Source organism: Carnobacterium funditum DSM 5970 (assembly GCF_000744185.1).
Lineage (GTDB): Bacteria > Bacillota > Bacilli > Lactobacillales > Carnobacteriaceae > Carnobacterium_A > Carnobacterium_A funditum.
Genome location: NZ_JQLL01000001.1, coordinates 1,535,406 through 1,556,464, shown reverse-complemented (window position 1 = coordinate 1,556,464; position 21,059 = coordinate 1,535,406). Strand labels below are relative to the sequence as shown.

Annotated in this window: 18 protein-coding genes; 16 read left to right on the top strand and 2 right to left on the bottom strand. The window is 34.1% G+C overall.

Going from position 1 to position 21,059, the window contains the following annotated elements; all coding sequences use genetic code 11:
* Window positions 1–22: 22 nt before the first annotated feature.
* From yycF to BR44_RS07170, 11 genes are all read left to right on the top strand, one after another.
* A complete protein-coding gene (gene yycF / locus BR44_RS07220; protein ID WP_034551571.1) occupies window positions 23–730 on the top strand; it encodes a response regulator YycF in 708 nt (235 codons plus the stop codon).
* Between the two features lie 6 nt (window positions 731–736).
* Window positions 737–2,590 (top strand): cell wall metabolism sensor histidine kinase WalK, encoded by a 1,854-nt coding sequence (gene walK, locus BR44_RS07215; protein WP_034551570.1) that lies wholly within the window; start codon window positions 737–739, stop codon window positions 2,588–2,590.
* Complete coding sequence (locus BR44_RS07210) at window positions 2,577–3,869, top strand: YycH family regulatory protein (protein ID WP_034551568.1); 1,293 nt, start codon at window positions 2,577–2,579, stop codon at window positions 3,867–3,869. The genes walK and BR44_RS07210 overlap by 14 nt, the downstream gene beginning before the upstream one ends.
* 3 nt (window positions 3,870–3,872) lie before the next feature.
* Complete coding sequence (locus BR44_RS07205; RefSeq protein WP_051912595.1) at window positions 3,873–4,778, top strand: two-component system regulatory protein YycI; 906 nt, start codon at window positions 3,873–3,875, stop codon at window positions 4,776–4,778.
* Between the two features lie 136 nt (window positions 4,779–4,914).
* Window positions 4,915–5,727: an MBL fold metallo-hydrolase gene (locus BR44_RS07200; RefSeq protein ID WP_034551565.1), complete on the top strand. Its 813-nt coding sequence runs from the start codon at window positions 4,915–4,917 to the stop codon at window positions 5,725–5,727.
* A 253-nt stretch (window positions 5,728–5,980) separates the two neighbouring features.
* Complete coding sequence (locus BR44_RS07195; protein ID WP_034551564.1) at window positions 5,981–7,231, top strand: S1C family serine protease; 1,251 nt, start codon at window positions 5,981–5,983, stop codon at window positions 7,229–7,231.
* A 203-nt stretch (window positions 7,232–7,434) separates the two neighbouring features.
* Window positions 7,435–7,617 carry a CxxH/CxxC protein gene (locus BR44_RS07190; protein WP_034551561.1) on the top strand — a complete coding sequence of 61 codons (183 nt, stop codon included), beginning with the start codon at window positions 7,435–7,437 and terminating at the stop codon, window positions 7,615–7,617.
* Between the two features lie 64 nt (window positions 7,618–7,681).
* Entirely contained in the window at window positions 7,682–8,161 is a 480-nt protein-coding gene (rlmH, locus tag BR44_RS07185) for a 23S rRNA (pseudouridine(1915)-N(3))-methyltransferase RlmH (RefSeq protein WP_034551559.1), read from the top strand.
* Window positions 8,162–8,241: 80 nt separating this feature from the next.
* Window positions 8,242–9,030, top strand: coding sequence for a glutathione-dependent disulfide-bond oxidoreductase (gene yghU, locus BR44_RS07180; RefSeq protein WP_034551556.1), 789 nt, complete (start codon window positions 8,242–8,244; stop codon window positions 9,028–9,030).
* Between the two features lie 189 nt (window positions 9,031–9,219).
* Window positions 9,220–9,690: a YbaK/EbsC family protein gene (locus BR44_RS07175; RefSeq protein ID WP_034553093.1), complete on the top strand. Its 471-nt coding sequence runs from the start codon at window positions 9,220–9,222 to the stop codon at window positions 9,688–9,690.
* Window positions 9,691–10,250: 560 nt separating this feature from the next.
* Entirely contained in the window at window positions 10,251–11,162 is a 912-nt protein-coding gene (locus BR44_RS07170; protein ID WP_034551553.1) for an EamA family transporter, read from the top strand.
* Window positions 11,163–11,255: 93 nt separating this feature from the next.
* Here BR44_RS07170 and fabV read toward each other — a convergent pair whose 3' ends face one another.
* A complete protein-coding gene (fabV, locus tag BR44_RS07165) occupies window positions 11,256–12,452 on the bottom strand; it encodes an enoyl-ACP reductase FabV (RefSeq protein ID WP_211249868.1) in 1,197 nt (398 codons plus the stop codon).
* 586 nt (window positions 12,453–13,038) lie between these two features.
* Here fabV and gloB point away from each other — a divergent pair.
* The 5 genes from gloB (at window position 13,039) to BR44_RS07140 (ending at window position 19,510) form a co-directional block, all read left to right on the top strand.
* Window positions 13,039–13,740 (top strand): hydroxyacylglutathione hydrolase, encoded by a 702-nt coding sequence (gloB, locus tag BR44_RS07160; protein ID WP_034551552.1) that lies wholly within the window; start codon window positions 13,039–13,041, stop codon window positions 13,738–13,740.
* Between the two features lie 644 nt (window positions 13,741–14,384).
* Complete coding sequence (gene add / locus BR44_RS07155; protein WP_034551550.1) at window positions 14,385–15,389, top strand: adenosine deaminase; 1,005 nt, start codon at window positions 14,385–14,387, stop codon at window positions 15,387–15,389.
* Window positions 15,390–15,713: 324 nt separating this feature from the next.
* Window positions 15,714–17,273, top strand: a complete 1,560-nt coding sequence (locus BR44_RS07150) for a histidine kinase N-terminal 7TM domain-containing diguanylate cyclase (RefSeq protein ID WP_034551548.1) — start codon at window positions 15,714–15,716, stop codon at window positions 17,271–17,273.
* Between the two features lie 268 nt (window positions 17,274–17,541).
* On the top strand, window positions 17,542–18,342 hold the full coding sequence (locus BR44_RS07145) for a tryptophan-rich sensory protein (protein ID WP_034551545.1): 801 nt from the start codon (window positions 17,542–17,544) through the stop codon (window positions 18,340–18,342).
* Window positions 18,343–18,763: 421 nt separating this feature from the next.
* Window positions 18,764–19,510, top strand: coding sequence for an FUSC family protein (locus tag BR44_RS07140; protein WP_169740197.1), 747 nt, complete (start codon window positions 18,764–18,766; stop codon window positions 19,508–19,510).
* Window positions 19,511–19,557: 47 nt separating this feature from the next.
* Here BR44_RS07140 and BR44_RS07135 read toward each other — a convergent pair whose 3' ends face one another.
* Window positions 19,558–20,748, bottom strand: coding sequence for a coenzyme F420-0:L-glutamate ligase (locus tag BR44_RS07135; protein ID WP_034551544.1), 1,191 nt, complete (start codon window positions 20,746–20,748; stop codon window positions 19,558–19,560).
* Window positions 20,749–21,059 lie beyond the last annotated feature (311 nt).

Sequence of the window (21,059 nt, the reverse complement as noted above, 5' to 3'; positions counted from 1 at the left end):
AAAACTCCAAGGAGGGTTTATAATGAAGAAAATTTTAGTAGTTGACGATGAAAAGCCAATCTCAGATATTGTAAAATTTAATTTACAAAAAGAAGGCTATGAAGTCTTTACAGCTTATGATGGTGAAGAAGCATTAGAACAAGTCAAAGAAGTTGGGCCAGACTTAATTATCTTAGATTTGATGTTGCCTAAAATTGACGGTCTAGAAGTTTGCCGTGAAATAAGAAAAACTCATGATATGCCTATCATTATGGTAACAGCAAAAGACTCAGAAATTGATAAAGTTCTTGGATTGGAATTGGGTGCAGATGATTATGTTACGAAACCATTTTCAAATCGTGAGCTAGTTGCGCGTGTGAAGGCAAATTTGAGACGACACAGTAATGCAAAAGCTGTCGTTGTTGAAGAGGAAGAAACAAACGATATTGAAGTCGGAGCGCTAACAGTACACCCAGATGCATATATTGTTTCAAAAAGAGGAGAAACAATTGAACTAACTCATCGAGAATTTGAATTGTTGCATTATTTAGCTAAACACCTAGGTCAGGTGATGACAAGAGAACATTTATTACAAACGGTTTGGGGATATGACTATTTTGGTGATGTCCGGACTGTTGATGTAACGGTAAGAAGACTAAGAGAAAAAATTGAAGATAGCCCAAGTCATCCAACTTGGCTAGTCACTAGGCGTGGGGTTGGGTATTATTTAAGAAATCCCGAACAGGAGTAGGATCTCATGAAAAAGAAAATCGGATTTTTCCAATCGATCGACTTTAAAATTGTATTTGTTTTTATTGTTTTATTGTTGGTTGCATTGGAATTAATTGGTGCTTATTTTGTTAGGCAACTAGAAACGAAGTTAATTGATAATTTTCAAGAAGAGAGACGTCTCCAAGTAGGGTTTTTAGATAATACTCTTCAACCCCTTCTAAAAGATGATGGGAATCTCAACTTGAATGAAGAAATTAGTAGACTCTTAACAGATTTTTCTGGAAATGGTGTATTAGAAGCTCAAGTTATTAATCCTGAACATCATATTATAGGAACAAGTGATAGTACAAATCAATCGATTGTTGGTGAAAATTCTAATGATCGTGATGTTCATCAAGCACTGTTATTGAGTAGTAAAATAACAAACCAATATAAAGATCAAGTAACCAACGACCGAATCTGGAAGTTGGTTTCTCCAATTATTGCCAATGATGGATCAAATAAGGTATTAGGTGTTATTTCTTTGAAAACCAATATTGAAAGTGTTTATCAACAAATTGAAGAGATTACGTTAATTTTTTTAAATGCTTCCTTAATTTCGATGGGATTAACAGTCATCTTAGCGTTATTTATTTCAAGAGCGATTACTAAACCTATTACCGAAATGACCAATCAGACTGTTCAAATGACAGGTGGAAACTATTCAGGACAAGTAAAAATTTATGGAGAAGATGAATTAGGCCAGCTCTCATCAGCAATTAATAATCTTTCTATTAAAGTTGAAGATGCACAAGAGTCAACAGAGGCTGAACGGAGAAGGTTGAATAGCGTCCTGACACATATGACAGATGGGGTAATTGCTACAGACCGAAGAGGGAAAATTATTATTATCAATGAAATGGCACTTGAGATGTTAAATACATCGCAAGAGGAAGCGGTTGGTCAATCTATTTTGAAGATTTTGAAAAAAGAAGATGAGTTTACTTTACGTAATCTATTGAAAAATGATCAAGAATTATCTTTTGATTTTTCAACTCCTGATACTCCGTTGATATTACAGGGTGGGTTTTCTTTAATACAAAGAGAAACTGGTTTTATCAGTGGAATCGTTTGTGTGCTACATGATATTACAGAACAAGAAAAAATTGAACGAGAACGTAGAGATTTTGTTTCGAATGTTTCGCACGAACTACGCACGCCATTGACTAGTATGCGAAGCTATTTAGAAGCTTTAATTGATGGCGCATGGCAAGACCCAGCTATTGCTCCAAAATTTTTACAAGTAACACAAGAAGAAACGGATCGAATGATTCGGATGGTTTCAGATTTACTCAATTTATCTAGAATGGATGCTGGCGATAATACATTAGATTTAGAATATGTTAATATCAATCGACTGTTTAGTCATGTGCTAGATAGATTTGACATGATGATTCAAACTGGGGATCAATTTGATAAGAAATATACGATTAAACGAGAAATAACAAATCGTCAAATTTGGATGGAATTAGACACGGATAAAATGATACAAGTTTTTGATAACGTTATGAACAATGCTCTTAAATATTCACCTGAGGGTAGCGTCATTAAATGTAGCTTAAAAGAAACACATGATAACGTAGTGATTAGTATTACTGATAAAGGGCTGGGCATTCCTAAAAAAGATTTGCCACACATTTTTGATCGTTTTTATCGGGTGGATAAAGCCCGAGCACGTTCAATGGGCGGAACTGGTTTAGGACTAGCTATCTCAAAAGAAGCAATCGAAAAACACAATGGTAAAATTTGGGTTAATAGTATTGAGGGAGAAGGCACAACATTTTATATCTTGTTGCCTTATATTCCTTATGAGGAGGATGATTGGGATGAAGTGGACTAAATTAATTCGACCATTGTTAATTGTTCTAATCCTTCTCAGCCTTATTTTGATGTGGGCTATTTGGACCGGACCGAATCAGTATGACAATCAATCTGAAAATGAACAGAAAAAACTATCTTCTGTAACGATAAAACGAGAAATTTCTCGCGTATTTGGACCTTCCCAAATTGTTTTGCATAATTCTGGGAAGGCTAGGATGACAATGAAAAAAGCGGTCCTAACTTCTTCGAATAAAGTGTTTAGTGAAGTTAAATTAGATAGGTTGGAAGATCCTATTCGTTTTTCTAGTGAGGATTACCAGACAGAACTAAATCAAACGGATGATAAAATTGAATGGCTTTATTTTAAGAGTATTCCTTTTGGTGTAATAAGTAACTTATTTGCTAATTTGCCGGGAGAATATCAAGAAAAAACGTTTGACCGCATCTATTTATCTGAAACGAATCCGAGTGAACTATCTTTTTATAATACAGCTGAAAAATTACTCTATACAAGTAAAATAGAAGAAATAAACCAGGAAAAATTATTGGCAATTGTTCATAGAGAAGACACTCCTTACCGTTTTGTGGAAATAAAAGAAATTGGAAATAAGTATATTTATCTGCCGATTAATGAACTAAAGTTACCTCGTTTAACCTATATGGTTGAGAAGCAACCGAATAATTTATTTATTGAACGTTTATTTGATGATACTTCGGAAGTACGCGAAAAACGAAGCGAGCAATCGGTTCAGTATCTTGACTATATTAGCGAGATGAGAATAAATGAAGGAACGAATATTTTAAACTACTATCGCAATCGTTCTTCTTCAGATGCAATGCCGTTGACAAAGACTTTAATGCTTTCATTCCAAGATTTAATGCTTTATGAAAATTGGTCGGATGAAATACATTTTTTTGATTACAGCAAACAAAAAAATGAAGTCACTTACCGACGTTATATTGAAGGGTTTCCTGTTTTTAGTCCAGTAGGTTATGGAGCAACTTACCTTACTGTAGTAGAAGATGGTATGTCTAGGTTGCAAGTCCCTATGGTTGTCGCTCAAACACCGATATCTGATGAAGAAAATCAAAAAAGTTTATCGAGTGGCGAGGATCTTTTGAAGGAGTTAGCTGAAAAAAATTATACACTTGAAAAAATTGGTGATATCAAGATTGGCTATACATGGACGAACAATCTAGAATCTGATCGTGTTATTAACTTAGAGCCAAATTGGTATATTTATACTGAGGGCGATTGGGTAAATGTTCAAGATCTTGATGAGAACGGAGGCGATTAGACAATGGACTTTAAACGAATTGAAATCATTTTTGTCATCACCTTCCTCGCACTCAATATTTTTCTTTTAACAACTTATTTCGATAAGAGTTACAATGACTTTTCATCAAATACTTCTAACTCTGAAGTGAATTTTACAGAAGAAATGGACAAATCAAATATCGAACTGCCTACTTTTCAAAATGAAAAAAATAAAATTCCTTATGTTCAAGCTGAGGCAAATGAATTGCTATTAAAAAATTATGATTCTTTGAGCAATCAAACAGGTATGATTGAAAAAGATGGTTCTGTTTTCACTAGTATTTTATCTTCCCCAATTGCATTAACACAAGAGAAAGAATTTACAGCTAAAGATATTGAGAAATTGGCTCTCTTCGTCAAAAGTAATCAAGTTTTATTTGGCAAACAGTACCAGTTTTTCCGTTATATAAAAAATAGTCAACAAGTCGTATTCACACAAATTGCAAATAACATTCCTATTGCAGATGGAACATCAGAAATTATATTTCACTTAGACAATTCTAAAAAAGTTATTTCTTATGAACAAAGTTACGCTGGACCAGTAACCGTTCAAGGAGAAAGTCGAGAAGTGATAACCGATAAAAACGCCGTGGATATTCTGTATCAAAATAACGAAATAGCTACTGATTCAATTGTTAAAAAACCAGTGTTAAGTTACTATCGAACGTTGAATTTGGAAGAATTAAGCATGTACGCGCCAGCTTGGTTTATAGAGATAGAATCTAGTACGGACACACAAACTAAACGTGTAGATGCGATTAATGGGACTATTTTAAAAGTTCCAACACTTGAGCAACCTCAGTCTGCTACAAAAAGCAAACTTAAATCATCTATTGAAGCTGACTCAGCCAGTCTAAATTCAAATAACGAATCTTCTTTAAAAGAATAATGAAAAAGGTCAATGAAGTTAGTCTAATTTCATTGACCTTTTTTTGTTTGAAAACGGGCGTAAAAAAGACAGACCTGTAGATATTTCAGCTAGTTTGATATAAACTAGAGGAGATGATTGAGGAGGATTTATTAAGATGTTGAATAACCAAAATCAAGGATTAAAGGTAAGTATTCTAGCAAGCGGAAGTTCTGGAAATGTGACCTATATTGAATCTGAGAAAAAAAAATTATTAGTTGATAGTGGTTTGAGTGGTAAAAAAATTATAGAATTATTAAAAAAAATAGATCGAGATGCTGCAGATTTAGATGGTATTTTAGTAACCCATGAACACCGTGATCACGTCCATGGAGTAGGGGTTCTGGCACGAAAATATCATTTAGATGTCTATGCAAATGAAAAAACATGGGAAGCTATGTCACCAATTATTGGAGCAATAAAAACTGAACAAAAATTTGTTTTTGAAATGGGTAAAACACTTACTATTGGCGATATTGATATTGAGAGTTTTGGTGTTTCACATGATGCAATTGCACCACAATTTTATAGTTTCCATAAGAATGATAAGCGTTTTGTTATGTTAACAGATACAGGCTATGTTAGCGACCGGATGCGTGGTATCTTATCTGATGCAGATGCTTATTTATTTGAGAGCAACCATGATTTACAAATGTTACGGATGGGAGCTTATCCTTGGCATCTAAAGCAGCGTATTCTAGGAGATAAAGGACATTTATCTAACGAAGACGGAGCATTAGCTTTAGCTGAAATGATTGGGGATAGAACAAAACGTATTTACTTGGGGCACTTAAGCAAAGACAATAATATCAAAGAATTAGCTCATATGACAGCTGAAAGTATTTTAAAAGAAAAGGAATTAGATGTTGGAGGAGCTTTTTCTGTATATGATACTGATCCTAGTGAACCAACTTCTTTATTTATTGTCTAAATAAAAATTTAAAAAAATAAAAAATTTTTCAAACCCAAATGAATTCTAATGTTGGGTTTGAAATTTTTTTTTAAAAAAGTTGAAGCTACTTTAGTGGTCATATAAAAAGAATAAAGGTAAAATAAAAGTATGTAATCTTAACGAATATAAGTTTTTTAAGGTTAAATTACTCATTTAAGTCTAAGATTGTTCATGAAAAATTCAAAAAATAACGATAAAATTAGCGTATAAATAAGTACAAGAGGTGAGTAAAATGAAACAAAAAACTAATGATATCAAAGATGTAAGCCCTAAAAAAAATAAATCATTTAAATCTGCTATTTTAGGAGGGTTAATTGGAGGTTTGATTGTTGCTGTACTAGGTGGTGGCTATCTCTATGCTACTGAAGAACTAGATACAGGAAACTCCTCTACACAAGAATCTGGAGTAGTAGACGGTAATGGAAAAGTAACAACAACAGATGTAACGGTCAATGTTACTTCAAAAGTGACAGATGCAGTAAAAAAAGTTGAAGATTCAGTCGTTTCAGTAATAAATATGAAGGAACAAGATTTAGAAGGATTTGGTGGAGTATTTGGTTCAGAAACACCCGACTCTTCAAAAGAGTCTAATCTACAAACGATAGGAGAAGGAAGTGGAGTTATCTATAAAATAGATGGCGATACTGCTTATATCGTAACGAATAATCATGTTATTGAGAACTCTGATGCGATAGAAATTTTATTAAAAGAAGGCACTAAAGTTAAAGCAGAAGTGATTGGAAAAGATGTGTGGACAGACTTAGCTGTACTATCTATTCCTGCCGAGAACGTAAAGCAAGCAGCAACATTTGGAAATTCTGACAGTTTAGCAGTAGGTGAACCAGCAATCGCAATCGGTTCTCCTCTAGGAACAAACTTTGCTTCTTCTGTAACCCAAGGTATTGTTTCGGCCAAAAATAGAACAGTCGATACAGATATAAATGGTGATAATGTGGTGGACTGGGAGATGACAGTCATACAAACGGATGCTGCTATCAATCCTGGTAACTCAGGTGGAGCTTTAGTTAATATCGCAGGACAAGTTATTGGAATTAACTCAATGAAAATTTCCGCAGATACAGTTGAAGGATTAGGTTTTGCTATTCCAAGTAACGATGTTGTCGATATTATTAATCAGCTAGAGACGGAAGGAAAAGTTGTTCGTCCAGTTTTAGGTATAAGTCTATTAGATATCTCTCAAATCTCAGAACAACAACAAGAAAGTGTTCTGAAGTTGCCTAAAGATATAACAGCAGGAGTTGTTGTAGGTCAAGTCCAAGATGGTTCAGCTGCAGAAAAAGGCGGACTTCAAAAATATGACGTTATTGTAAAATTTAATGGCGAAGAAGTTAAAAATACGATTTCCTTACGTAAAGGAATTTATAAATCAGAATTGGGTAAAGAAGTAGAAATAGAATATTATCGTGATGGAAAACTTGAAAAAACGACTGTAACGATGACAATTTCTGAAACAATTTCTTGAAAATTATTCTGAAATAAAGCTCATTGCCTAACTAGGCAATGAGCTTTATTTATTGAAAAAAATGAGATTTGGTTACATTTAACGTTATTTTGTGGATAACAAAGAATAAAAAGTTTTGGACATTGTGTATAAGTGCTGTAAAATAAGGAAAGAAAGAAGTTGTGGATTCTAAAGTTATCCACAAAATAAAAGGGGTGCTGTGGATGGATAGAATAATGTCATGTAAAGAACATATAGAGGAAGCTCTAGATGACGCTGTTTATGGAGGGTTTAAGTTACCTGTTTTGAAAGCTTTTTTTCCTGTGGATAAACAGAACCATAAGTGTGCTTATTGCGAGGAGTCACCTATATATGTGGTAGAGAACGAATATTCGCCTACCATATGAAGTGGTCGAGTTGTGAACATGTGGATAACTAATGTGGATAACTAATTTGTGAAGGTGGATAACTGTGAATATCAAAATTATAACTGTGGGTAAATTAAAAGAGAAGTATTTAAAAATGGGTATTGCTGAATACGTTAAAAGACTTGGTGCTTATTGTAAAATGGAACTAATAGAAGTACCAGATGAAAAAGCTCCAGAAAAATTAAGTGAAGCAGAGATGATCCAAGTGAAAGAAAAAGAAGGAGAACGGATTTTAGCTAAAATTTCTGATCAAGCGTATGTATTTGCTTTAGCTATTGAAGGTGATCAACGGACCTCAGAAAAATTTTCTAAAGAAATGGAACAATTAGGTGTTCAAGGAAAAAGTAATTTAGTATTTGTTATCGGTGGTTCTTTAGGTTTAAGTGATGCTGTCATGAAGCGTAGCAATACAAAAATCTCCTTTGGCAAGATGACTCTTCCTCATCAGTTAATGCGGTTAGTATTAATTGAACAAATTTATCGTAGTTTTCGTATTATGAAGAATGAACCGTATCATAAGTAAATGAATAAGCTGAATTTTTGGAATATTGGTGCATGAATAGTATGATGAAGGTATTAAAAAATATTATGAGGAGTGTTAAGATGACAGCATATGAATTACCAAAAGTGTGGCAGTGGGAAGAAGAGAATTCAAAAAAAGGTGGCAATCGTCCAACAGCTGGCAGTCGTTTCGAACAAAAACTACCAGTCGGAGAGGCTCCGTTCCAACTTTATTCATTAGGAACACCGAATGGCATTAAAGTTACGATTATGTTTGAAGAGCTAAAAGAATTAGGTGTAGAGAGCGTAGACTATGACTTGTACACTATTAATATTGGAGAAGGCGACCAATTTGGTTCGGATTTCGTCGAGATTAATCCTAATTCTAAAATTCCAGCTCTTGTTGACCAAAGCCAAAGTCCTCGTATGGAAATTTTTGAGTCAGGCTCCATTCTTCTTTACCTAGCCGAGAAATTTGACCAACTGATTCCAACTGATATTCATGGTCGGACCGAAACTCTTAATTGGTTATTCTGGCAAATAGGGGCAGGTGCATATGTCGGTGGAGGGTTTGGTCACTTTTTTGCTTATGCTCCAGAGCCTATGAAATACCCGATTAATCGATTCACGATGGAAACGAAACGTCAATTAGATTTACTTGATAAAACCTTAGCACAGCGTCCTTATGTAGCTGGCGATACCTATACCATCGCAGATATTGCCATATGGTCTTGGTACGGCCTTTTAGCTTTAGGAAAACTATATAAAGGATCTTATGAATTTTTAAATCTGGATGAATACCCTCATTTCTTGGAATGGTCTCACCGGATTGCAGAACGGCCAGGCGTTCAAAGAGGTCTGGCAGCGAAGTATCAACCGCTAGGGGAGTAATTCAAGAAAAGAGTGTATTAAAGTTTTTTTCCTCATTGGTAAATCTAAAACCTCATTTAAAGATACTACGCAGAACCAGACCATAAGTAGATGAGGTTTTAGAATATAGAAATAGATTTCAAGGTGCATTATAAGCAGACAGTCTTTAAATAAATGAACAGATATATATGAGGAGGAGTAACAAAGGTGATAGTAAATCTTGAAGATTTTTTAAGAAAACACTCCATTTATTTTGAATTGTATCATCATGATCCTATTTACACGAATGAAGCTGCTGTGATTATGAAAGAAGAAAAAGGATTTACAGGTACAGAGACTAAAGCATTATTTCTGAAAGGAAAATCTGGAAAATATTATTCATTCGTAACTTTCACGACGAAACGCACCAATTTTAAACGACTAAAGCAAGTTGTAGGTGAAAAAGTAGCCGTTGTGAAAGAAGATGAAATGGAATCGGTCACCAGTCAAAGAGCAGGTGCCGTAACACCTTTAGGATATGAAAATACTATTCCGATAATAGTAGATGAGGAGTTATTTAAACAAGAAAAGCTGGTTTTTGCTCCTGCTAGACCTGATCAAACGATGGTCATTTTAGTTAAAGATTTGAGAGAAATGATTGATTTACTTGAAAACGAGTTATTTATTTACAGTGAGAATTAAAATAAGGAGGATTGGTGATGAATGTCTATCCAATCATGACCTCTTCTAGCAATGACGTTTAGATCATTGAAGAAGGAATAGAAATAAGGGTAGTTAGTGGGTCTCTACATCAGTTTAAACTCTTAGACGATGAGGTACAAAGCTATACAGATTTCTAACAAGGTAATTTCTGAAGAGTTGGTCCATTGATAGTTTATTCGGCTCTTATTTTCTGCATCGACCGTACTGAACTTGTTTATCTGTCTATTTTAATCGCGCGACCGTTAGAATAGAAATAGGCTATTACTTTAATTCGTATACCGCTACAATAACCATTTATTATGGGTATCCTATTTCTAAAACAGTAGGCTTACTGTTCGTTATGCCGTATTCAGAGAGCCATCTTTCAAAATTAAAAACGCTTCTTCACGGAAGATCAATTAAAGATCAGTTGAAAAAATGGACTTTAATTGTTACCATACGATTCTCTTTTTAAAGAATCTTACTTTATTCATCTGTATCAGTGGTGTATAGAAGCCTAAACCCAACAAAAATATGCCGCAATTTAAAGAGGAACCGTTATGTTTTATTTAATATTAGCCATTGTATGTAGTGCGTCTATTGCTCTTATTTTTAAATATACAGAAAAATCAAATGCAAACAGATATGTCATAACAAGTGCCAACTACTTTATCGCATTCGCCATTAGTCTGTTTATGATTTTTTCTAGAGGATTATTAACTGGTATTACTCGTGAGGTATCTTTTGCAAAGGATTTTTCACTACTATCCAGCAATAATGAGCATATTTTATCTCCCTATTCTAGTATAATATGGGGATTAATCGTTGGAGGATTATTCGGATCGTTCTTTTTTCTTTCATTTGTCTACTACCAAAAAAGTATAAAGGAAAATGGGGTAGGCATTTCAGGTACGATTGCTAAACTTGGCATATTGATTCCAATGATTTTTTCAATCTTGATATGGAAAGAGTTTCCTTCTACCATTCAATGGATAGGAATCTTACTATCCTTAGTTTCTATCTTAATTGTTAATCTATCACAGAAGTCTCTCGAAAAATTTGATATTAAACCCACCATTATGTTGTTATTTATTTTTGGAGGTATGGCAGAGTTTTCAAGTAAGATTTACCAAAAATATGCCTTAAATGAATACAAAGATATCTTTCTCTTTGCCCTATTTTTTGTAGCATTCTTAATTAGTATTTTCTATGCGTTTAGAAAAAAAGGAGAAATAACAAAAAAAGATATACTAACAGGCTTTGCGGTAGGGATACCTAACTTGTTCTCTTCTTATTTTTTAATTCTTGCATTAGCGACTTTAAAAACTTCTGTCGTATTCCCAATTTACAGTGCTGGGAGTATTGTACTGATTAATATAGGCGGATATTTACTATTCAAAGAAAAAATTACCAGGAAAAACCAAGTAGCCATCATTTTGACTGTCATTGCTCTCGTACTAATTAATAGGTAATTTAAAAAAACGGTATTTATCAAGAAGTTATAAGCTCTTGATAAATACCGTTTTTTGATAAACTGCGTTATAAACGAATTAGATACTAAAAAATTAATATTTTAATGCTTTTAATTCTTCTAAAGTGACGTCTCGCTCTACATAGTTTTCAACTAAGAAGCCACTTAAAATTGAGAACTCTTTAAAAAGCATGTCGTAAGCTGTTATATCAGATTTAAAGTTTTCTGCATTTATTTTTTGAACTAACGCCTTTGTTTTAGCTTGAATATCTTTATCAATTTCCCAGTTATCAGGTCTAAGTCGGTCAAATTCATCGTACTCGGGTTTGCCACCATAAATCATTTCTCGATAAATTCGATCTTGGTGCATGATAGGTGTTTCGTGGGTACCCTGATCAGCCATTACTTTGTAAAGTGCAATACAATAAACAGGGAAGAAAGGAATAACTGCACTTGCTTTAGTCGTAACAGCAGTAGCTACCACAATCTGAGCTTTACCGTTTATATCAGATAGTAACGTATTGATAGTAGTTGCCTTTTCATCACAATCTGCCTTAGCGCAGCCAAGGGTAGCTTCACCATAATAGGAGTGGTTAAGCTCGGTTCCTAAATAAGAATAATTTGTTGTTAATACTCCATCAGCCAACACGTCTGCTTCTTTTAATGCTTCCATCCATAGTTGCCAATCTTCTCCACCCATTACTTTTACTGTATCGGCAATTTCTTGATCCGTTGCGTAATCCAGTGTTTCAGTATAGTAAAGTTGTTCTTGCATATCAATAGTCGGACCAATAACGGGTTCTCCAATAGCTTTAATGGAAGAATGATAGACCTCTCCAGTATCAGGATCCTTTCTTACACCGCTTGCCAGGCTATAAACAACTAAATCTATTTTGCCACCAAAGTCATTCTTTATATAATCGATGACCTCTTGCTTGCTTTCATGACTAAAGGCATCTTGGACAAAGTTTTTAGCAATTAAGCTTTCTTTTTCAGCTGCTTCTCTAAAAGCGATGTTATTGTACCAGCCAGCTGTACCTAAATTCTTTTCGCTCTTAGGACCCTTTTCAAAAGAAACGCCAATTGTATCTGCTCCCGTACCGAAAGCCAGGCTAATTCGAGTGGCTAAACCGTAGCTTGATGACGCACCAATGATTAATACCTTTTTCGGTCCTTGATAAGGCCCTTTCTTTTTCACGTAGTCAATCTCATTCATTACTTCTTGTTTACACCCAATCGGATTTATACCTAGCGCTACATTTCCACGTAATTTATGTTCAAATTTCAGCATTGTTTATTTACCTCCATAACATCTTAATAAGAATATGATACCAGAAAAAGCTTCTCATGATTAACTAATCTACCAAAAGATTAAGTCTAAGTTACTTACCTGTGCTTATCAGTTGGTAGACGATACTGAACGACTGGCGTTTGTTTAAGAATAAATTTAAGAAGTGGGAAGTTTTTCCCACTCTTTTCATTTACGATTCTACAGAGTTTCATTGATGTAAACAAATAGGAACTCTTAAAAAAGCATTTGATGCTTAAATTCCTATTGATGCTATGGATTTGCTAATAATTTTTTTCTCACGGCTAGGCTATTTTTTCGCAATATCAAAAGCTGTTTGTTAGAATGAACTTTAGAGAACTAGAAAATAAACAAAAAAAAAGTTGCATAGACGAGAAATTATTAAATTGTGTAAGAGGTCATACAGAAAAGTAACTTACTTTAGGAAAATATATTTTGAAAAAATGAGTTCTAATGACTTATGAAAGGAATAGAACAAGTGGATTTAGTACGCACTTTAAAATATTATGAAAATTCTCAAAAATGTATTTGGCATACTATCAAACATTCAAATAAGGGGGTAAGATTTATGAATATTCACCTAATAAAAGCCTTTTCTGATAATTATATTTGGATTATTGAAGAAGGTATAGAGGCAGTGGTAGTTGATCCAGGAGAAGCCGAACATGTGATGGATTACCTAGAGGGAAAGCAACTACACTTAAACTCAATTTTGTTAACTCATAATCACGATGATCATATCGGTGGGGTCCAACAGATTTTAGAAACTTATCCAGATATTTCAATTTATGGGCCGAAAGAAACGGAGCCATTAGCTGATCATATCGTAGAGGAAGGGGACTCTTTTCATTTATTAGGTAAAAATTTCCAGGTATTAAAAACAGCTGGACATACCTATGGACATATTAGCTTCTTAACAAAAGAGGCGCTCTTTTGCGGGGATGCTTTGTTTTCAGCAGGTTGCGGCCGAGTTTTTACAAAAGATTATCAAGCTCAATATGATGCCTTACAGAAATTCAACCAATTAGACGACGGAGTACAAGTATATGCAGCTCATGAATATACGCAGACCAATTTACGCTTTGCACATTCTATACAGCCGTCTAACATATTAATTTCTGAAGCCTTAGACGAAGTTAATGATTTGCGGGTAAAAGGACAACCATCTTTACCTACAACGATTGGTAGGGAGAAAGAAATCAATCTATTCCTTCAAGCAGAGAAAATGAAAGACTTTAAAGAGTTACGTAAAGCTCGTGATGATTTCTAGAGTATTCTTAAAAATCTTTAAAAGCGGGTCAGAAACTCTGATGTGTTGTTTTATAGTCAGGATAACTAATTTCAGAAATAAGCAACACCAACCTCATTTAAGTAAACAACGAAGGACCTTGTCATAAGTAAAAAAAGCTGACACGCGATAGCTTTTTTTGACTATCGTTGAAATAGTCATATCTTCTATCGAAGTCAATACACGTCTCAACTACCAAAGAAGAAACGAATAGTACAGACAAAATTATTAAAGAAGTCATACTTTAGATTGTGAAATACAAAGACTTCTGCTATATTTATAACTATTAAATTCTTCATTTATTCTTTATCAAACTCAGGGAATTTAATGACTCTTGCTATTTATTTTTAAGTATTAAATTCATTATAAAATAGAATACGAACCGCTCATCGTGAGAAATGAACAAGAGCGAAGTATTTTTACTATCTACATAACAACTCGTAACGGCTGAAAAGAATGCAACAGATAGTGAAAATTTTTAGCGAATAAAGGATAAGACTAGAATACGTTTATTTTATCTATGCAACGACATATTCTGGTGCCAAAGTTTAAGAGATAGGAAGAAATTTATCGTAGTCGGGATAACGAATGAAATATAGAATAATTTTAGAAGGGGCGTTAGTAACTTGCAGAAAAAGATCGTTCAACAACTACCTAAAGTGGAACTACACTGTCATTTAGACGGTTCTGTGCCCATGGAAACATTAAAAAAATTAGCAGAAAAACAGCAATTTAATATGGCTTTACTTGATCAAGTTATTGCACCAGCAAAATGCACTGACTTGGTTGATTATTTAAAGGGCTTTGACATTATTCATAAGCTTATGCAGACCTATGAGCAGTTGGAAGAATCAGCTTATGCGACTGCGAAAGCTGCAGCTTTAGAAAATGTTCGCTACATGGAGTTGCGTTTTGCTCCACTCTTGCACATAGAAGCAGATTTAACCGTACCAGAAGTTATTGCAGCAGTCAGTGAAGGGATTCGTCGTGCCATGAAACAGTATGATATTATAGTAAATCTATTAATATGCGGCATGCGCCAGCATTCTAACGAAGATAATCTTATGATGTTGTCCGAAGTAATGAAGACGAAAGAAGATTTAATGGTTGGTTTCGATATGGCAGGTCCAGAACCTGATTTTGCAAATGATCACATTGAACCCTTGACGACTTATGCGCAAGAAAAAGGACTACAAATTACTCTTCATGCCGGTGAATGCGGTTGTGCTCATAATGTTGTTCAAGCGATACGCTTAGGAGCAAAACGTATTGGCCACGGGATAGCCATTCAAAAAGATGAAGCAGCGCAGGAGTTTTGTTTGGAAAAAGGAACGGTTATTGAAATGTGCCCGACAAGCAATATCCAGACAAATGCGGTTAAGGACTGGAAGGACTATCCTTTACTTGATTTTTTGGAAAAAGGAATAACCTGTTGCATCAATACCGATAATCGTACGGTTTCCAACACGACGTTGACGAGAGAATACATGCTTTTGACGGAACATTTTGGAATCAGCTATGCAACGATGAAATCTTTGAATCTAAGTGGCTTGTCAGGCGCGTTTACGACTGTAGAAGTAAAGGCAAAGCTTTCCAGTGTGATTGAGAAAGCATATGCACCTTATGTGTGATAAAGAAAAATAATAAACCTAACGGTACGAACAAAGAGAGATAACGAAACGATTCATTATGAAAAGATAAGATAGTCTGATCAAGTAGTTGTTAATCATTTAGAATTAAATCATGATATTTGGGCCAACAGCTTTTAAGGAGTGCTGCTGGTCTTTTCACTTTATCTAAAATATTAAAGATTTCTGTAGCGCTAAAGGTACTTATTGTATACTTAACTTGTAGAAAATTAAAACATACAAAATCACATGAATTAAGTTTAATCACCCAATACAAATATATATGTTATAGTAAAATTAAAAATTATTAAGAGAGGATATCCAATTATGAATTCACCACTGACAGCTTATGTTGCTCTTAATTCTGCATCGGGCGTGCTGAACTTATATTTGTGTTTGTATGTCTATTTTAGACGCTATCGTTATAAGAAAATTGCTTATTTTTTTATGGCCTATACCGTAACAATAGCCATTTATTGTTTTGCTTCAGCAATCATGTTATTGACTACAACTTTAGAACAGATAAAGTTTTGGACAGCTATTCAATATGTAGGTATGCCAATTTCTACGACATTAGGGTTACTGTTTGTTATGCATTATTTAGGCATTCATATTTCAAAAATAAAAGCTTTTTCTCTACTTATTATTCCAATTATCACTTCAATCGTGGTAGCAACGAATGATTTGCATCATCTGCATTATAAAGTACTCGAAATAGATCCTATTTTAGGAGCTCCCTACGTTCAGCAAGAGATTGGGGTATGGTATATGATTCATGGGACCTACATCTTTTCTTGCATGCTAGTAGCGCTTTTGCTTGCGATTTCACGTTGGAAAGAAACAGCGAAAGTCCATCGAATGGAGCTACTATCCTTAATATTGGGACAGTTTATCCCTATGTTGACAGCTCTTTTATACTTATTAGAACTTACCCCTGAAGGAATGGATCCTGTTCCGATGGTCTTATGGCTTTCTTCTTCCTTGTATTTATGGTCTATCAGTTCATCGCGGATGTTTACATTAATACCTATCGCAAAAAATGTCATATTTAATAGCATAAATGATGGAGTAATGGTACTGGATGAGTCTATTCAGTTGAACGAATTTAATCAAATTTGTGAGAAATATTTTCCGCAATTAACGAATAAGTTGATTGGAATGAATTTCTATAAAGCTTGGCAAGAACTAACAGGTAATTCTTTCCCCCTAGAATTGGAGCTAACGGGGAATAACCAAGAGGTGCAGTTGGCCATTGACGACACAAAACGCGTTTACCAAATTCGTATCTCACCCTTAATCAAGGTAAAAAATAGAAAAGGTTTAATCTTGATTTTTACAGATGTCACTGAACTGAGAGAATTACAAAATAAATTGGAGTATCAAGCTAACTATGACGAACTGACCCAAATATTCAACCGCCGTGCTTTTATGGAACAGTGTGAACAAGATTTTGCAATAGCAGAGCAAGGCTTTACCCCATTTACAGTAGTGCTGATGGATATTGATCATTTTAAAAAAGTAAATGATACTTACGGACATCATATAGGAGATCAATTGCTTAAACATGTCGTAACCTTATTTGAAAATCAGTTAACAGAAGGACAGGTTTTTGCTAGGTATGGTGGGGAAGAGTTTGCTCTATCTTTAAATGGGTATACAGCACTAGAGGCTGAGTTATTAGGAAATAACTTACGTAAACAGTTAGAGAGACAAAGTCTAGATTCTTCTGAGGGAAATATTCCAGTTACTTTGAGTATGGGAGTAGCTGAAGCGATAACAGGTACAAAGGAAACGGTAGATCAGCTATTGAACAAAGCGGATAAAGCATTGTATTCAGCAAAGCAATCAGGACGGAACCAAGTACACGTTTACACGTTGGAAAAGTGAAGAGCAGTTAAAAAGTTTAACTTTTAGTCTGATTTGTCTTGAATATTGTGGGGTTTTATTTTTTTACTATCTTTGTATGAAAGATAAATCTTCCTAATACAACTAGCGAAATCAATGTGTTTGAGAATAACAGCCTTATAAAAGGGCTATTGCTCTTGACCTGAAATCGTGGTCGCCCATAGTTAAAAAAGGTTCGTTTAATTTGTTGTAAAAATGGTTACTGGTTGTATTCATTAAATAAAGATAGAAATCTCGGGAGGAATACATCATGAAAACAGCTCTTAAAGCTTGGATAAATATTCTTGTATTTACTATTCTATTAGTTATCAATTATGCTAGTAGTGTTGGTTTAATTAATAATATAACTCAAAAAGAAATGTCGGATAAATACCTTACTCCGATTACGCCAGCTTCATTTACATTTAGTATCTGGGGAGTCATTTATACGCTAATTTTTATTTCCCTTATTCTTATGATCTTAAATCGAAATAAAAGAAGTTATCGTACAATTAGTGATACCATTTCTCCTTTATTTTGGGTGTCGTCATTATTTAATATTGGTTGGGTAGTTCTATTCTTATACGATCAAATTTTGATTTCTACAATTTTTATTTTAGCATTTACAGTTGTTTTAACCTTTATCAATCGAATAATAGTAAGAAACAACGATAATAAGAAAAATATTCTAGCTTTTACATTTGGATTATATAATGGTTGGCTCTTGATAGCGACAATTGTTAATATAGCAGCTTACTTAGTGAAAATTAATTGGAACAGAGGGGGTCTTTCACAAGAAATATTGGGTATTGTCTTATTAAGCATGGCATTCATAATCGCAGTAGGGATGATGGCTTGGTTAAAAAATGCTGTATTTACTCTCCCTGCAGCCTGGGCTTGTTACGGAATCTATCATTTTTTAGTTTCCTCTACCGGATCAAATAGCGACTACTCGCTACTGCCAATTGTTTCGATTATTTATATGATATTTTTAATCAGCGGAGCTATTATTCAATTTAAACTAAATAAATGGAAGCTAATTCCTGCTCCAAAACGTAACATCTATTTATAAAAAAATAAAATAAGTTCAACTAGACTCTCTTAAAGTAGTGTTTACTTTCTATTTTAAGGGGTCTATTTTTTTATTTATCAGGATCAAGGACAAGAGATGACACTTGTAAGTCATTTTCCGTTGTGACTATGTTGTGTGTGGTCATAAAGAAGGGACTAGCTGTTGAAAAAATTGTGTCAAATACAGTTTTGGATATGTATTTGAAACAAACAATAACCTGGTAGGGATGACTATTTTGAATACCCTACTAGTACTTATGCAAGAAGATTTAACTAAGAAACCGGTGGGAAATCTAGTGAAGTTAACAAGTATAAATTTAATTTCAGGAAGGCTAACCCATTTATCAAGCTAAAATATGTGGCTTGGCTTAATTTTAAATTTTATTGCATGATCTACAATGGGTTATTTTCTTAGCTCTAGATTGAATAAAATAATAGTTGTACCTTTTGGATGGCAATACTTATTTATGTTGTATAGTCCAGTAACTGGAATGGATTTTAACAATCGATTACTAGGGTTAGTAGCTGGAGCAGTACTGATTATGATTGTTCAATTTACAATTCATAGGAAAAGCAGTCACACAAAAAATGAACTATCTGAGCTAATCGAAATAGACGAAGACAATAGCTTGTACAAGCCCGTAAATATATTTAGAAGAAAGCACTCAATTCATACAGTAAGATGGGCATATGCCTTTAGAATTTGCTTGATAACAGCTATTACGGCCTTTATGGTAGCTTTTTTCGATTTACAAGAAGCAAGATGGATTGTTTATACCGTATTCTCATTAACAGAGTTATACTCTGAAAACTGTACTATCCAATCTAAACACAGAGTACAAGGTACAATTTTTGGTGCACTCGTCATCTTATTTATATTTTTATTCATTAAAAACAATACGATACGAACGATGATTGTAGTGGCAGGTGGTTACTTAGATAGTTTCACAAAAAATTATCGAGATAAAATGATTTGTGTCACTGTATCGGTAATTGCATCAACTGCCCTAATAAACAATACTCTTTATGCCGCTGTTAAAAGGGTAAGTTATATACTACTAGGTACAATGCTAGTTTTAATAGTAGACAAGTTTATTTTTAAAAAACAATTAAAGGATTTTGAAGCGATAGAAAGTACGATTTTAAAAAAAGCAAAAACCCTATTTTAAAATTAGGATTTTTGCTTTTTTATTGAATCGTTTTTTTTCAAAGTTAGTTACTCTGTAAAGTTATCAAAATAACCTTGAATATAGATGATAGGTGTCCCTTTATCTCCACTACCAGAAGTTAAATCAGACAATGAGCCAATTAAATCGGTTAATTTACGAGGAGTCGTACCTTGGGATTCCATCGCTCCAACAAGGTCTTCTTTTTTGTTTACAATATAACTAGAAATAGCTTGTTTTAACTCTTTACCACGAAGATGTGAGAAGTTATTGTCTGCTAAATATTTTAATTTTACTTCATTCGGCGTACCGGCAAGGCCTGCTGTATACGCAGGCGAGACGACTGGATCTGCTAGTTCCCAAATTTTTCCAACCGGGTCTTTATAAGCTCCATCACCATAAACCAATACTTCAATTGTTTTGCCAGTTTTTTCTTTCATTTTTTCTTGAATATGGTCAACAATAGGCTGACAACTATGAGGAAATAGTTTTAATGTATCTTCGGTTGCTTTGTTAGATCCAAGAAGACCGTAAGCTTCATTAAATCCACTACCATTAATGGACTTTGATAATACATCATCAAGACCGTATACTTTTTCAGCTCCAGCGTTGGTAAGAATCCTTTTTGTTCTAGCTCTTGAATGGATATCACTTGCTAAGACACTTTTTGTATAAGTCAAAATAGTTTTTGGATCATTTGAGAAGATAATTTCACAACTCGCTCCTTCAGCTTCAATGATTGAGCGATAGTATTCAATATAATCAACACCAGTAAATCTGTGTTTTTTATAACCAAAATGTTCACGGAATTCATTTTCTGTTAAGACATCTGTCCAAGGGTTAACGTCTCTTACGTCTAATTCATCGATATCGACAAGTTGGTTACCCACTTCATCAGAAGGATAACTTAGCATCAAGACGATACTTTTTGTACCTTTTGCAATGCCACGTAAGACATTTGCAAAACGATTGCGGCTAAGAATCGGGAAAATAACGCCAATTTTTTCATCTCCGAATTTTGCACGAATGTCTTGGGCAATATCATCAATGGTGACATAATTTCCTTGTGCGCGTGCGATAATTGATTCGGTAATGGTTATAATATCGCGATCTTCAAAAGTTAGGCCTTCAACTTTTGCTGCATTTAATACAGTATCGACTACGAGTTTTTCAATATCGTCGCCTTCATTAATAATTGGTCCGCGAAGACCACGTACGACTGTTCCAACTGCTCTTTCCAATAGGATCTCTCCTAATAAATTACTTTATATACAAGTAGGTACAACGATCTATACGCTATTCTTCCATTATACCTTTATGAATAGATAAAGGTATAATGGTATATTATAATAGATAGTTAGTATATATACAACTATTCGGGGTCCAATCTTTAACTGTTTAAGTCTCTAGCACGATAGATTGGAAAACGATAGTAAATTAGAAAAATAAAGGAGAGGATTCTAAATGGATAGTCATAGAGTAGGATATCCAACTCATAGCAGTGATGAATTCATTTCTTTGCTTAAGAAATAAGGTATAGAGTCGCTAATCG